At 38.2% G+C, this 14,696-nt stretch carries 15 protein-coding genes; all 15 read right to left on the minus strand.

Going from position 1 to position 14,696, the window contains the following annotated elements; genetic code table 11:
* Positions 1–78: 78 nt before the first annotated feature.
* Positions 79–2,133: a cation:proton antiporter gene (locus tag IGI80_RS17500; RefSeq protein ID WP_002360309.1), complete on the minus strand. Its 2,055-nt coding sequence runs from the start codon at positions 2,131–2,133 to the stop codon at positions 79–81.
* A gap of 35 nt (positions 2,134–2,168) precedes the next feature.
* Positions 2,169–2,501, minus strand: a complete 333-nt coding sequence (locus IGI80_RS17505) for an ACP phosphodiesterase (RefSeq protein ID WP_002357572.1) — start codon at positions 2,499–2,501, stop codon at positions 2,169–2,171.
* A 77-nt stretch (positions 2,502–2,578) separates the two neighbouring features.
* Positions 2,579–3,055: a hypothetical protein gene (locus IGI80_RS17510; RefSeq protein ID WP_002357573.1), complete on the minus strand. Its 477-nt coding sequence runs from the start codon at positions 3,053–3,055 to the stop codon at positions 2,579–2,581.
* 11 nt (positions 3,056–3,066) lie between these two features.
* Entirely contained in the window at positions 3,067–3,261 is a 195-nt protein-coding gene (locus IGI80_RS17515; protein ID WP_002357574.1) for a hypothetical protein, read from the minus strand.
* Between the two features lie 193 nt (positions 3,262–3,454).
* Positions 3,455–4,303, minus strand: coding sequence for a DegV family protein (locus IGI80_RS17520; RefSeq protein ID WP_002382324.1), 849 nt, complete (start codon positions 4,301–4,303; stop codon positions 3,455–3,457).
* A gap of 75 nt (positions 4,304–4,378) precedes the next feature.
* Positions 4,379–5,551 carry an LCP family protein gene (locus tag IGI80_RS17525; RefSeq protein ID WP_002365661.1) on the minus strand — a complete coding sequence of 391 codons (1,173 nt, stop codon included), beginning with the start codon at positions 5,549–5,551 and terminating at the stop codon, positions 4,379–4,381.
* A gap of 143 nt (positions 5,552–5,694) precedes the next feature.
* Positions 5,695–6,543, minus strand: coding sequence for a prephenate dehydratase (pheA, locus tag IGI80_RS17530; RefSeq protein WP_173958461.1), 849 nt, complete (start codon positions 6,541–6,543; stop codon positions 5,695–5,697).
* A 7-nt stretch (positions 6,544–6,550) separates the two neighbouring features.
* Positions 6,551–7,057 (minus strand): shikimate kinase, encoded by a 507-nt coding sequence (locus IGI80_RS17535; protein WP_047649237.1) that lies wholly within the window; start codon positions 7,055–7,057, stop codon positions 6,551–6,553.
* A gap of 19 nt (positions 7,058–7,076) precedes the next feature.
* Positions 7,077–8,315, minus strand: a complete 1,239-nt coding sequence (aroA, locus tag IGI80_RS17540; RefSeq protein ID WP_371858371.1) for a 3-phosphoshikimate 1-carboxyvinyltransferase — start codon at positions 8,313–8,315, stop codon at positions 7,077–7,079.
* Between the two features lie 54 nt (positions 8,316–8,369).
* Positions 8,370–9,464, minus strand: coding sequence for a prephenate dehydrogenase (locus IGI80_RS17545; RefSeq protein WP_131750619.1), 1,095 nt, complete (start codon positions 9,462–9,464; stop codon positions 8,370–8,372).
* A 33-nt stretch (positions 9,465–9,497) separates the two neighbouring features.
* Entirely contained in the window at positions 9,498–10,664 is a 1,167-nt protein-coding gene (gene aroC, locus IGI80_RS17550; RefSeq protein ID WP_002408502.1) for a chorismate synthase, read from the minus strand.
* Position 10,665: 1 nt separating this feature from the next.
* Entirely contained in the window at positions 10,666–11,742 is a 1,077-nt protein-coding gene (gene aroB, locus IGI80_RS17555; protein WP_002365657.1) for a 3-dehydroquinate synthase, read from the minus strand.
* 22 nt (positions 11,743–11,764) lie between these two features.
* Positions 11,765–12,790 (minus strand): 3-deoxy-7-phosphoheptulonate synthase, encoded by a 1,026-nt coding sequence (gene aroF, locus IGI80_RS17560; RefSeq protein ID WP_002363948.1) that lies wholly within the window; start codon positions 12,788–12,790, stop codon positions 11,765–11,767.
* A gap of 36 nt (positions 12,791–12,826) precedes the next feature.
* Positions 12,827–13,693 (minus strand): shikimate dehydrogenase, encoded by an 867-nt coding sequence (gene aroE / locus IGI80_RS17565; protein ID WP_438724222.1) that lies wholly within the window; start codon positions 13,691–13,693, stop codon positions 12,827–12,829.
* A 488-nt stretch (positions 13,694–14,181) separates the two neighbouring features.
* Complete coding sequence (locus tag IGI80_RS17570; RefSeq protein WP_002357586.1) at positions 14,182–14,637, minus strand: hypothetical protein; 456 nt, start codon at positions 14,635–14,637, stop codon at positions 14,182–14,184.
* Positions 14,638–14,696: the final 59 nt, after the last annotated feature.

Here is a 14,696-nt window from a genome sequence, read left to right on the forward strand (position 1 = left end):
CTTATTGTATCAAAAATTGGATTATAAAAAAAGTGCATGAGATAAAAATCGTCTTGGTTTCATCTCATACACTATTACTTATTCTTTATTAAAATTTTTAACAAATCGTTTCAGCGGAACGTTATTCACTTCGCCGCTAATCGAATAACTCTCTAATAAATTGACATTTTTTCGTAACTCGTTCGCTTCGATAATTGAAATGCGTTCAGATTGTTCGTAATGATCAATCATCCGTCGTTCTTCTTGGAAGCCTAATAATAGGTCTTTGACATAGTCTGTCTCCGTATGAACAATATACGAATCAATAAATTCGCCTTTTTCAAACTTATGGGCTAAATCCAAGCGTCCGTCAATGAAGAAATCAATTAAATCATCATCATAGACACCGCGCAAATTATCTAAACTCTTCAGAATAACTTGAGAATTTCTTAGAAAAACTTGGCGAATATTTTCTAGTTCTTCATTTCGTAATTCTTTTTCTTCTTCAGAAGCTTCACCACGATTGAAAAATAACTTAGGATGTAAAAGAATCGAAATGATTTGTCGAGCAAATAATAACCAAAAGCCTACAATCGATAATAATTGTTTGGCAATCGACCGTTGCATCCGTGTAATTAAGCGTTGATACATACGATAACTTCTGACACTAATTTCTCCTTGTTTCAGACTTTCTTCTAAGCCGTCTCGTTCAATGGACACAATTAACGTCCGCAACTCTTGCACTTCTTGTTTTCGTTCTGCACTTAGCTGCTCGGTATACAATTCTTTTAAACGATCTTGATAATTTTCAATGACCGCATTCATTTCACCACGAGGATTCTCTTCATTTTGCTGTTTTAAGACATCAATAACATCACGTAATAAATCAATTTCGACTGACTCTTCATTTTCCACTTCCGTCTCTGAATCAGTTAAAAATGGTAAAACTAGAATCCCGCCAATCAGAGTCACCAAAATAACACAAGCCGTAATGAATAGTAATAACGGTCGTTCTTTAAAATGCTCGCCGTTAATCGCTGTTGGCAAAATAAAGATAGTGGCTAAACTCACTGTTCCTTTAACACCGCCAAAAGTTAAAATCAGCATTTCATTCATTGCGTTTTTAACTTTCTTAAGTCCATGTTGAAGCGTGTAAACACTGAAAATGGCTAAGAAACGAATCAAAAAGACAACGGCGCTAATAATTAGAACAACCATTAGTAGGAACCAGTTTGAATATTGTTGGTCAATCCAAATTGGCGAAAACACTTGAGAAAGTTCAATTCCTAAGAATAAGAAAACTAAGGCATTTAAGGTGAACTCAATCATACTCCAAATACTTTCGCCAACATTTGACAGTTCTGCTTCAAAAAGCGAAACTTTTTTCAAACTAGACGCTTGCATAATTCCAGCAATCACAGCGGCAATAATTCCAGAAACGCCAATCAACTCTGAAATTAAATAAGCAATAAATGGCAAGAGTAATTCAATCAACAAGTAGCCTGTAACATCTTTTGCCACCGCAGTTTCAAGTAAATGAACAATTTGCTGTTTTAATAGAACTAACACGATTCCGACTACCGCTCCACCAATACTGGAAATAACCAAGGTCCCTGCCGCTTCCACCGGCGAAAATGACCCCGTTAATAAAGCCGCTAATGCAAATTGAAAGGCTGTAACGCCTGATGCATCATTAATGAGTCCTTCACCAGATAAAATGTTCATCGAACGTTCAGGAATGTCAATTCGACCTGATAACGAACCTACCGCCACCGCATCCGTTGGCCCTAGAGCCGCTCCAAAAGCGAAGCAAGCGGCTAATGGTAAAGTAGGCAAAATCATATGCAGGGTCCAGCCGACTCCGACTAAGGTAATTAACACACCAAAAAAGGCCAAGAAAAGAATCATCCCGAAATTTTTCATCATTGCTTTCAGATTGATTAGCTCCCCTTCTCTAAATAAAAGCGGTGCAATAATCATTACTAAAAACACTTCAGGCTCAAATTCAATTTCCTGCCCCATTTTAGTTAAACCAATTAGAACGCCTACAATAATTTGCACAATTGGCAGCGGAATGACGGGAACAATCCGGTTGAATATGTTTGAGAAGGTAATAGACAGTGCAAAAACAATGATTAGAAAGGTAAATTCCATCCTATCATTCCCTTCTATATTAAATTTTTATTGACTTACCGATCAAAACATTTAAGTAATTTTTTCTTTTTAAGAATAATTTTCTTTTCAACTTCTTCTAACTCAGAACTGCGTTCGCAAAGTTCCAATTGAGCGCGTCGTGCTTCTAAACGAAGAAGTTCTCCTTTAATTAATTCAATTTTTTTGTAGCGTAAGAAATTTTTCTTTTGCATACGTTCTGCAAAGTGTTGTCGTTTTTCTTCAGGGATTGCTTGATATTTCTTTTTCAAGTCAGCGACACACTTTTCAAATTCTTCACTCACCGAAACAACTTCCTTCCAAAATTTAATCTGACTAATTATAACAAATTTTACCAAAAGTACAAGCAAAATTGCTTTCTTTTTTTTAAAAGAAATTCAGACAAAACTTAACGCGGGAAAAGCTGATTTCTAGGAGCTGAACATGGTTAATCTTCATTAACAATAATATCAATTTCTGCCTCTTCATTCATCCGTGTTGAAAGAAAAAGAACCATTTCTTCTAGTGGCGCAGAAAAGCGTAAAACCACCCCTCTTCTGCCTTTTTTTAAATACCCTAAACGAATACCGTTCGACTTTTGAACAAGGACAATCTTTTCGATATCTTTAAAGGCCGTGCCCCGATTGTCAAAAGGATGCGTAATAATACAGTCCTCCGCAAAACCTCTTGCATCGTAAAGAAAACTGAAGATAATCAAAATATATAACACACTTCGAATCATTTCAATTTTATCTCCTGCCGAAAATGCATTGGCCAGAATCATTAAACTAAAAAAAGCAACTAAATATTTTGTTGTAGGATGTTTTGCAGCCGGAATTACAATACTTTTACGTACGAAGTAAAAGTAACCATACATAACGACGACAAATAAAAATAGCAATAACGTAAATCCATCGATAATCACAAACGACTCCTTTATTTCTTTTTCTTTTGAATATCTGTTAATATATCATTTATTTCTTTAATTTCTTTTTTTGATTCGTTAATCTTTTTGATAACCGCCTCACGGTTTTTTCCAGGCGGTAAGTCAATTGATTCTTGGTAGTAGTTTGCTAAAGCTTGAACTTTTTTCATTTTTTCGCTTTGCAACAAGGCTATATTTCTTTTCATTTAACCGCCTCCTCTTCCTTAGTATACATTACTTTGTAAGGAATTGCTTAATTTGCAAGATATTTTCTAATAAAAAGGAGTAATTTTACATTTTCTTATAAACAAAAAGTATTCGGCTGAGTAACAGCAGCGAACGATAAAATAATAGAATAAAAAATGAGACAGAAGTAGTTTACTTTTGTCTCATCTTTTATTATTGAGCTGAAATCGCTAAACCAATTGCTTTTTCCCCTAGGTGGGTCCCGATAACTGGACCAAAATGACCGATTTCAATTTCTGCATTTGGGTATAGCTTTTGTAATTTTGCTTGTTCTTTTTCAGCAACGATGCGGTTATTGGCATGAATCACGTACAGTTTAACTGGTGCTTCAATCCCTGCGTTTCGTTCACCAATAATCTTTTCTGCACGAGCAAAAGCTTTCTTTGTTGAACGGATTTTTTCAAATAATACAATCTTTCCATCTTCAAAAGTCAAGATAGGTTTAATCTTCAATAGTCCAGCAATCAAGGCTGCGCCATTCGTTAAGCGACCGCCACGAACTAAGTTGTTCAGATCTTCTACAATTAGATATGCATACGTATTGTCACGAATTAAATCTAATTTGGCAAAAATTTCTTCTAAGCTGGCTTTTTCTTCTGTTAAATCTAAAGCAGCTTCTACCATGTGTCCCATTGGCATACTTGTAATTTTTGAGTCATATGGATACAAAGCAACGCCTGGGATTTCATCAGTAAGTCCGTGCAATGTATGAACAAAACCAGAGATTCCTGAAGAAAGATGAATGCTGATGATGGTGTCGTACCCTTGTTCAGCGATTGATTTGTAAAGCTCTAACACTTCTCCTAAAGCAGGTTGTGAAGTCGTCGGAAATTCTTTACTATTATTTAGCAATGCATAATATTCATCTGCTTCAATGTCAATGCCTTCGTTGTATATTTTTCCATCTAAAATGACTGGGATGGGAATTACAAAAAGATTCGGATGATCTTTAATGCGCTCGGGTAAATAAGCTGTACTATCTGTCACAATAGCAATTTTCATTTTGTAACCTCGTTTCACTAATTTTCCACGTTGTTTCTAATATAGCATAAAAAAAGATATTTTAAAATGCTTTCCTTATTCGTTCAGGAATTTTTCGATGGCGTCAGCATTTTTTTGTTCATCTACTTCTAAAATACTGCCTGCATAAGAGGATTCACCAAAATTCCAAGAATCTGGTACCGGAACCGATAATGACTCAACCCCTGCTTTTCCTTTAATCAGCAATGATGGTCCGTTCGTTAACATGAAACTAACAGGCACATCTGTCGACATATAGCCGACTAATTTCCCAAGTGATTCTGGGGTTCTTAATAAAGTCATTGGGTTTTTCATTTGGCTCATTACAGCTGACATAACTTGTTGTTGGCGACGAACCCGACCAAAGTCGCCTTCTTCATCCATCCTAAAGCGAGCGTATTGAAGTAAGACATGTCCATCCATGACCTGTTGCCCTTTTTCAATATCAACGCCATCTAAATTCAGTGATTTTTCTGCATCGATTTTGACACCTTTTGGAAACATAGAGTCAACAATTTTTTCAAATGATTGGAAATCTACCTTAGCATAATATTTCGTATCTAAATTAAAGTTTTGTTTTAACGTTTCACGAACCAATTCAGCACCGCCATAAGCGTATGCGGCATTAATTTTATTCGGCCCGACACCAGGAATGTCCACGAATGTATCACGCATAAATGAAATTAATTTCGGTTTTTTTGATGGTCCATTTAGTTGGAGAACCATTATTGTGTCGGCTCGTCCAGCATCTTCCCCACGTGTATCGCTGCCAAGAATTAAAATATTCTTAGCCCCGTTGCTACTTTTGACACCATTAAATGTTTCTACTTTTTCTTGAGGCAACGAGTCATCATGTTCTGCTGCAGATTTTCCTTTTAAAAACATGACTGTACTATAAGCAAATAACAGAATCAATAGGATCACTAGCCATTTGAAAAAGCGTTTTGTTTTTGATTTTTTACGTTTCTTTTTTGGTTTCTTGTCTTTTTTTCCGCGGGGTGGTTGGTCAGAACCGTTGCCACCACCTGAATCTGTTTGATGTCGCCTCTCACTTCTGCGACTGTCCTCAGTATAGCTGTCTTCGTAAACTGGCTCTTGAAGGCTTTCAGCTAGTTCTTCTGGTTCTTCTTCTCTATGTTCACCCATTGATTTTCGGGGATTAAAGGTCTTTTTATGCTCTGCTGGTCTCGATTTTTCATGAATATGTTTATAACGATCTACACGACTCATCGTGTCACTCCTTTACCTCTGTGTTTTATCACCTTTCTTAGGATACCTCATTTCGCAGGAAATTCCTATTACAAATATGTAATTTAATAAAAAATGAAACTCACTTTATCTAATAAGTAAGCTTCATTTTCATTTTTAACTCTTTAAAGTGTGGACAAAACATAGATCGGGTAATCCCCTAAAATTTTTATTTCTGCGCCAATGAGTTCCAGTTCTGTTAAGGCTGCTTCAATTAATTTTTCTGGTTGATCATTCACTAAGTCCATTAAAAAGAAGTACTCTCCTAGCTTTGTTTTCAACGGCCGCGATTCTATTTTGCTAAGATTAATCCCTCGCCAACTAAACACGCTTAATGCTTTGTGTAAAGAGCCAGGAACATTACTTGGCATCGTAATCGCCAGCGTTATTTTTTTCTCAGATAGCGGGAAAGAAATCGCTAAATTTTCAGAACCAAGAACCCAAAATCGGGTTTGATTTACCGATAAATCTTGTATATTTTTTTCAACAATGGTCAAATCATACATTTCCGCAGAAAGTTTTGGTGCAATAGCTGCAAAAGGTAATTCTGGATGTTCTGCAATGTATTTGGCGGCGTAAGCTGTTGAAGGCGTTGCTTCTAAAATCGCTTCTGGAAAGTTTTTCTCTAGAAACATCTGCGATTGAGCTAATGCTTGCGGATGTGATAAAATTTTCTGACTTTGTTGCCAGATCGCTTGATTCTCTTTTGCCACCATTAATTGTTGTTGAATCGGTAAAACTAACTCTGCTTGGACAGGTAACTGCGCTTGATGATACAAATAATCTATCGATGCGTTAACAGTTCCTTCAATCGTGTTTTCTATTGGAATAATACTACATGCCACTTCTTGCTGTTCAATTGCTTTCAAGCAAGCTGGAATCGATGCGTACGGCATCAACGTAGCTTCAGGAAAAGCAGCCAACGTTGCACTGTACGTAAAGGAACCAATCGGACCTAAATAACCAACTTTCATCGTTTCTCTACTCCTTTAATTGTTGCAGAATTTCATGGATAATTTCTTCTGGTGAGCGATTGGTCGTATCAATTGTCATCTTCGCACATTCTTCATAAAAATTTTTACGAGACTCAAATAAAGTGATGATTTCTTTTGAAGAACGTTCTATAGCTAAGGGCCGTTGGTTTTCAGTATCTTCTTTGATTCTTTTTAACAGCTCTTCTGGTGTCGCATGTAAATAAATCACTTGCTGAAAAGATTTTAATAAGCTACGATTTTCTGGTCCGACAACAATCCCGCCCCCAGTTGAAAGGACGGCTGTATTTTTTGACAGCTCCTTTAAAAGTTGGGTTTCCTGTTCTCGGAAAGCTGCTTCACCATATTTTTCGAAATAGTCAGGAATTGAGCGTCCTATTTTTTCAATTAACGCTGTATCTAAATCAAGATGAGGCATCTTTAGTTTATTGGCCAAACTTTGGCCGATAGTTGTTTTACCCGCACCCATGAAACCAATTAAAACAATGCTTTCCACGGTTCGTTATCCTCCTTCGTTAACAACTTAAACGTTCTAAGTCGTCAAAAAATGCTGGATAAGAAACTGAAACTGCTTCAGCCTTATCTAATTCAACAGTGCCTTCTTTTACAAGTAATGCAGCAATTTGTAACATCATCCCGATACGATGATCCCCATAACTGGTAACTCTTCCACCATGTAAAGAAGTTGGTCCATGTATAATTAAGCCATCATCAGTAGGCGTGATGTCGGCGCCTAAAATTGTTAATTCTTTCGCTACTGCATCAATCCGATTGGTTTCTTTGACTTTCAATTCTTCTGCATCTCGAATGATTGTCGTGCCAGTAGCCTGAGTGGCTAACAAAGCAATAATCGGTAACTCATCAATTAAACGTGGGATAATAGCGCCACCAATCTCTGTAGCTGTTAATTGACTCGTTTTTACAAGTAAATCGCCAGAGTGATTGGCCTCATCTTCATTTAAAATAGTGACGGAACCACCCATGTTTTTAATCACATCTAAAATACCTGTCCGCGTTTGATTTAAGCCAACATTTTTCAGAAGTATCTCGCTATCTGGGACTACTAAACCCGCAACTAAAAAGAAAGCTGCAGAAGAGATATCACCAGGAACTACCACATTTTGACCTGTTAATTGTTGCGGTCCAGTTAACATAATTTTTTTACCGTCTACTTCAAGTGTCCCACCAAATTGTCGAATCATCTCTTCTGTATGATCACGTGTCTTTTCTTTCTCAACCACTACAGAAGTGCCCTCGGCTTGCAAAGCGGCGAATAAAATAGCCGATTTAACTTGAGCACTTGCAACAGGCATTGTGTAGTCAATCGGTTGCAAATTTTGAGTCCCGCGAATAGAAATTGGCGGAAACTCCGTTTGCTGAACCCCTTGACATTCCGCTCCCATTTGGTTTAAAGGAAGCATCACACGATTCATCGGTCGTTTGGCAATAGACGCATCACCAGCTAGGCGCGTTTCAAAGGGACAGCCAGCTAAAATGCCCAGCATCAGACGAATTGTTGTCCCTGAATTTCCAACATCAATTGTATTCCTCGCCTTTTTTAAACCTGCAAATCCTTGCCCCTCAACGGTGATTGTCGTCCCGTCATCTTCAATGTTCACACCCAAAGAACGAAACGCCGCTAAGGTACTTAAACAATCTTCGCCTCTTAGAAAATTTGTAATCGTCGTTTTTCCAGAAGAAATCGCTCCAAACATAATACTTCTATGGGAAATCGATTTGTCGCTAGGAACCATCAGAGTCCCTTGTAAATGTTTCACATTTGTACGTAGTTGCACCCTCATCACCTCTTATTTTTCGTAACACGTATAGTTCGTTTTTTTAGATAAAATTTGTTTTGCAGCTTGGCAGTCTGATTGATTTTTAAAAGACAATTGAAGAATCCCATAGATTTCTTCTCTCGTTTCTAAAATTTTAATATTTGTAAGAGAAAGGTCCGCTTCGCCTAAAATTTGCGTAATTTCAGCAATGATTCCTGGTTGATCTGGTACATCAACAAACAGATCATAGAAAGCTGGGATTGCGCCTTCTTTATGAATGGGCAACTGAGCACGTGTTTCTTTGGCCTTATCAAAAAAATTACGAATAGCTGGGGCGTTTTTTTCTGTTAACCATTGGCAAACAGTAGTCATCTCTTTTTGCCAATTTTCTAGTAAGTCCAATAATACTAAGCGATTGCTTAATAAAATATCCGTCCACATCGTTGCATCAGAGGAAGCAATTCGAGTAATATCTCTGAATCCTCCAGCCGCTAGCTGCTGTGCTCTAGGGTAAGTGGTATTAAGTTGCTGACTTTCGTTCACTAAAGCTGCGGCAACAATATGTGGCAAGTGACTTAGAGCACCAGTAATTTCATCATGTTCCTGTGCAGGCATCGTAATAAACTTCGCATGCGTTCCTTTTAGTAACGTTTGTAACTCCTGAATCTGTTTGTTTTTTTCGCCATGGTCATCGGTAAAAATATAGTAGGCATTTTCAAACAAACGTTCATCAGCGGCTGTTACGCCGGATTTATGTGAACCAGCCATTGGATGACCACCAATAAAATTTTTCATGTTAAGCTTTGTTGCTAACTGATTAATTTCCACCTTGGTACTACCCACATCTGTGATCAGAGCAGTTTCTAGTGATAATTGGTTTAATTCTTCTAGTTGTACTAAAGTTGCTTTAACTGGGGAACAAAGAAAAATAATCTCTGCTCGTCTTGCCCCACTTGTTAAAGATTCAGCTATCTCATCAATTAGACCCGTTTTCTTAGCAAATTCAGTTGACTCCGCTTGATTATCGAAACCGATAATCTCACTTTTGGGATGTCCTTTTTTGATACACAAAGCCAGTGAACTCCCGATTAGCCCTAATCCTACGATTAAAATACGTTTCTTCATTTTTTCCCTCCATATACTTGCGACTTTCTTCCATTAAAAGTTTTGAGTATATAGACGATAACGTTTCACTGCTTCTTTCATTTGTTCAAATGAGTCACTATCAAATTTTTCGAGCATAGCCTTTGCTACTTCCGTTGCAACAACGGCTTCACAAACAACGCTAGCGGCCGGTACCGCCGTGCTATCAGAGCGCTCAACACTGGCCTTATAAGGCTCTTTTGTATCAATATTCACGCTTTGTAATGGTTTATAAAGGGTTGGAATAGGTTTCATGACACCACGAACGATGATTGGCATTCCGTTGGTCATTCCTCCTTCAAAACCGCCTAAATTGTTGGAAGTTCTGGTATAACCAGTACTTTCGTCCCAAACAATCTCGTCCATCACTTGACTACCAGGGCGTTGCGCCATTTCAAATCCAATGCCAAACTCAGCACCTTTAAAAGCATTGATGCTTACAACAGCTTGCGCAATTTTGGCATCTAGTTTACGATCCCATTGAACATAGCTACCTAAGCCAGCTGGAACGCCACCCACAAGTACTTCTACTACCCCACCAATTGTATCGCCATTTTTCTTGGTTTGGTCAATTAGTTCTTTCATTTTTTCTTCTACGGAAGGATCTAATACGCGAACGACAGATTGTTCAGACCGTTCTTGAATTTCACGGATCGTTAAATTTTCAGGAATCGTAGCTTCAATCCCGCCTAATACCGCGACATGCCCAGCGACTTGGATATCCAGTTCAGCTAAGAGTTTTTTAGCAACCGCACCAATCGCCACACGCATCGTTGTTTCTCGTGCCGAAGACCGTTCTAAAACATTCCGTAAATCATCATGTTGATATTTCATGCCACCAACTAAATCAGCATGTCCTGGACGTGGTTTGCTGACGCGGCGGATTTTCTTTTGTTTTTCAGGAACTGGCTCTACTGACATCACGGAGGTCCAATTTTTCCAGTCTTTGTTTTCGACAATCAACGTTACTGGTGAGCCAAGTGTTTTACCATGCCGAATGCCCGAAGTAATACGTACTTGGTCTTTTTCAATTTTCATCCGTCCCCCACGACCGTAACCGCCTTGACGTCTTGCTAATTCTCGGTTAATCTCTTCGCTACTTAAAGGCAAGCCGGCTGGTAAGCCTTCAATAATAGCAGTTAATTCAGGTCCATGTGATTCGCCTGCTGTAATAAAGCGCATCTTAAATTCCTCCTTCTCTGTTTAAAAATGCTCGAATTTCTTCCGTTGGTAAAGAGACAATTTTCGCTTGACCAATTTTTTCTAAGACAATGATTTTAATCTGTCCCCCACGTGTTTTTTTATCATGTGTAATTGCTTGATAGAGACGTTCTTCTGGCCAACGATCTGTCGTTACTGGTAAATCGAACTTTTCTAGCATGGTGACCAACTCTTGGGTAGTCCCAAGTGGGGAAAGCCCTCGTTGTTCTGCGACTTGAGTTATTTGAATCATTCCTAAAGAAACGCCTTCACCGTGAGCAATCACCCCGTAACCAGCTGTATTTTCTAATGCGTGGCCAATCGTATGCCCAAAATTCAGAATCAAACGTAAGCCCAAATCTAATTCATCTTCTTCGACGACATCACGTTTAATCTTGCAACAGGCCGTGATAATTTCTTCTGCATGTGCCACTAAATCTTGTTCATTTTCCAAAGAGGATAAACGGTGCCACAATTCAACATCAGCGATAGCTGCTGATTTTACAATTTCTGCAATTCCTTCACGCACACGTCTAGGTTCTAATGTTTTAAGTGTATTAGGATCAATTAAAACCCCATCTGGTTGGGCAAAAGTACCGACAAGATTTTTGGCTTTTTTAGTGTTAACCGCTGTTTTACCTCCAATGCTACTATCTACTTGTGCCAGTAAGGTTGTTGGTACTTGCAAAAAGTGAATACCGCGCATATAGGTTGAAGCGACAAATCCAGCTAGATCTCCCACAACGCCTCCACCTAGAGCAATTAGACCATCACTTCGAGTCAATTGCTGTTCCGCTAAAAAATCATAAAGCAGCTGAGCTGTTTCGAGGCTCTTACTTTGTTCACCTGCCGCTACAGCAATCAATGATGTTTCAAAACCAGCAGCTTGCAGTTCTTTCTCAACAGCTACGCCATATAATTTATTCACCGTTTCATCGGTAATAATCGCTACCCGTTGTGGCTGCCACAGGCTACGTACCCAGGTGCCAATTTTATCTAAGGCACCTGTTTCGATGGTTAAATCATATGAATGTGTAGGTAACGTTACGGTTAATTTCATGTCCTCTACTCCTCTGTCTTTACTAATCTTCTAAAGCATTAATTTCTTTCATTGCTTTTTCGATGATATGAACTTCTTTCATCATACGTAGGTAAGTTTTTTCATTCAAGGATTGTGGCCCATCTGACCACGCATTCGCTGGATCTGGGTGAATTTCTACAATCAAGCCGTCCGCACCTGAAGCAACACCTGCTCGGGCCATTGGCGGTACTAAATCCCAGATACCAACACCATGACTCGGATCAACAATAATTGGAAAATGACTTAATTTTTTAATTAAAGGCACCGCACTTAAATCAAGTGTATTGCGCGTAGCGGTTTCGTACGTACGAATCCCACGTTCAATGAAGATCACATTGAAATTTCCTTGCGCAGCAATGTATTCAGCTGCGTTTAGCCATTCATCAATCGTACCAGCAATCCCGCGTTTTAAGCCAATAGGTTTTCCAGTTTTACCAACCGCTTGTAATAACTTGAAATTTTGCATGTTGCGCGCACCGATTTGTAAAATGTCACTGTATTTTGCGACAAGTTCTAAATTCGCTTCATCCATCACTTCTGTAATGACTTGCATATCTAATTCATCAGCCGCTTGGCGAATGTATTTTAGTCCTTCTTCTTCTAGTCCTTGGAAAGCGTATGGCGACGTTCTAGGTTTGAATGCACCACCTCGTAAAATTGTTGCACCTCCAGCTTTAGCAATTCGCGCACATTCGCGAATCTGATCTAAGCTTTCGATTGAACAAGGGCCCGCCATCATGGTCATACTGCCGTCACCGATTTTAACACCGTTCACATCAACCACTGTATTCTCTGGATGAAATAAACGACTCGTTAGTTTGTAAGACAACGAAATGCGAACACTTTTTTCCACGCCTTCTAATGCTGTTAACTCTGCTTCAACTAATTTTTCTGTATCACCAATCAAGCCTATCACTGTTTTTCCATTATCTTGACTTGTTTGAGTAGTTAAGCCTGCACCTGTTACTAAATCAATGACTTGTTTCATTTGCTTTTCGGTTGCATTTTCTTTCATAATTACGATCATTATATTCTCTCCTCATGCCTTTAAACGGCGCTCTTTTTATCTATTTTCAATTTTACGTTTTACGACTGATACAGGCATTTTTTGTCCTGTCCATTGTTCAAAAGCAGCAGCGCCTTGATAAAGTAGCATGTCCAAGCCGTTGCTTGTTTCTGCGCCACGTAAACGGGCTTCTTTTAATAACTGTGTTTCTCTGGGATTATAAATAGCATCATACACAAATAACTTCGGTTGAATCATTGCATAATTTTCTATAGGACTACTATGTGCATGTGGATGCATACCCACACTCGTTGCATTAACTAACAAGACGCTTTCAGCAACATCTTTTGCTAGTTTTTCAGTATCCGCTAAATCGTTTAAATGAATTACACAGTTGGTTCGTTCAGTGAAATTTGCCAGTTTTTTTTGACTGTCGTTAACCCCCGCGCTTTTCCTGTTGTAAACGGCGATTTCTTTCACGCCATCTAAAGCAGCTTGGGCAATGATTGATAAGGCTGCACCACCTGTTCCTAAGATGGTCATTTTATTCTGAAAAACGTCAACCTTTTTCTCTTTCAAACTCCACATAAAACCAGTACCATCCGTGCTGTCTCCGTAAAGTTTTCCATCTTTGTTGACAATCGTATTAATTGCGCCAACCAGTTGGGCGGTAGGACTTAGTTCATCCATATAACTTACAGCCGCCACTTTATTGGGCATTGATAAGTTGGCCCCTAACATGTGAAACGTTCGAATCGCTTCAATTGCTTGTGGCAGTGTCTCTTGTCCAACGTCAAACGCCAGATACCGAGCATCAACTCCTAAATTTTGAAATGCTGTATTATGAATCAACGGTGAAATACTCTGTCGGCTGGGTTTCGCGAATAACCCAGCTAAACGAGTAGCTCCAGTTATTTCTTTCATCCTGTGTGCTCCTTTACGAAATTTTTTTAGTAAGTTTCTGAAATCCTAATTTTTGGCCAAACAAAAAGGATATTCACAGTAAATTTTAAGAAAAATCTACAGTGAATACCCTACAAAAAAGCAATATAAAAGCCACTATAGATTTTCTTAAATCTACATGGCTGAAAGTCATCTTAAATTTCCCTAGCCATTATAGATACAAACGTTTGTTGTCTGTACCCATAATGTTATGAATACAAACCTATCTAAAATAGCTAAAGTAAAAGTTATTCAGTTGTGTATGGTTTTTCTTCGTTGTTGTCATAAGAATCACTCCAAAACTGATTTAATTAAGAATTGTTAACAGTATACCGCTAGAAAAAACATGTGTCAACACTTATTCGCTTATTTTTTCGACTATTCCATTAAAAACAATGTTATTTTATTCGTCAAAAGACTGAAAAAAGCCACAGGAACCAGTCATTTCACTGATTCCTGTGGGGCAAAAATTATTTTAATTCTTCAGCGTATACATCGTCAACTGTTTGTGTTGGGTCGATAACAATGTATAAGTTTTTAGTTTTTTCGCTGACTTTTGTAGATTGATAGATGTTATCCAAGCCCTCATCTGTTTTATCTTTGTAAGGGAAATAAACTAAATCTGGTGTGCCATTTTTGTAAAGAATTTCCATACGTTCGATATCTTCATATTTTAAAGCACGAGAGAACATCCCTAATTCTAAGCCACCTAAGTTAATATCGTGGGTTTGAACATGATCTCCTTCTTGGAAAATTTCAATTTTGAACCCTTCACATGGATGAATTTCAACAAATTCACTACCATGGATACGGCCAAAACTTGTTGTAATATGTTTGATCCATAAATCACCAATAAAACGACGATCAATCGTCCAAGTTTCACCATTTCTGAAATAAAATTTAAGTCCTGTCATTTCTCTAGCCATAGCACAAATCTCCTTACTTAAAAATAATTTCTTACATTATTAGTTTACCATACTTTTGA

This window comes from Enterococcus sp. DIV1420a (assembly GCF_051712165.1).
Lineage (GTDB): Bacteria > Bacillota > Bacilli > Lactobacillales > Enterococcaceae > Enterococcus > Enterococcus faecalis.

Bases quoted from the DNA above. Each gene is read 5' to 3' on its own strand.
- IGI80_RS17500 (WP_002360309.1), bottom strand. From the start codon at position 2,133: ATGGAATTTACCTTTCTAATCATTGTTTTTGCACTGTCTATTACCTTC.
- IGI80_RS17515 (WP_002357574.1), bottom strand. From the start codon at position 3,261: ATGAAAAGAAATATAGCCTTGTTGCAAAGCGAAAAAATGAAAAAAGTT.
- IGI80_RS17520 (WP_002382324.1), bottom strand. From the start codon at position 4,303: ATGAAAATTGCTATTGTGACAGATAGTACAGCTTATTTACCCGAGCGC.
- IGI80_RS17525 (WP_002365661.1), bottom strand. From the start codon at position 5,551: ATGAGTCGTGTAGATCGTTATAAACATATTCATGAAAAATCGAGACCA.
- pheA (WP_173958461.1), bottom strand. From the start codon at position 6,543: ATGAAAGTTGGTTATTTAGGTCCGATTGGTTCCTTTACGTACAGTGCA.
- aroA (WP_371858371.1), bottom strand. From the start codon at position 8,315: ATGGTTCCTAGCGACAAATCGATTTCCCATAGAAGTATTATGTTTGGA.
- IGI80_RS17545 (WP_131750619.1), bottom strand. From the start codon at position 9,464: ATGAAGAAACGTATTTTAATCGTAGGATTAGGGCTAATCGGGAGTTCA.
- aroC (WP_002408502.1), bottom strand. From the start codon at position 10,664: ATGCGCTTTATTACAGCAGGCGAATCACATGGACCTGAATTAACTGCT.
- aroB (WP_002365657.1), bottom strand. From the start codon at position 11,742: ATGAAATTAACCGTAACGTTACCTACACATTCATATGATTTAACCATC.
- aroF (WP_002363948.1), bottom strand. From the start codon at position 12,790: ATGATCGTAATTATGAAAGAAAATGCAACCGAAAAGCAAATGAAACAA.
- aroE (WP_438724222.1), bottom strand. From the start codon at position 13,693: ATGAAAGAAATAACTGGAGCTACTCGTTTAGCTGGGTTATTCGCGAAA.
- IGI80_RS17570 (WP_002357586.1), bottom strand. From the start codon at position 14,637: ATGGCTAGAGAAATGACAGGACTTAAATTTTATTTCAGAAATGGTGAA.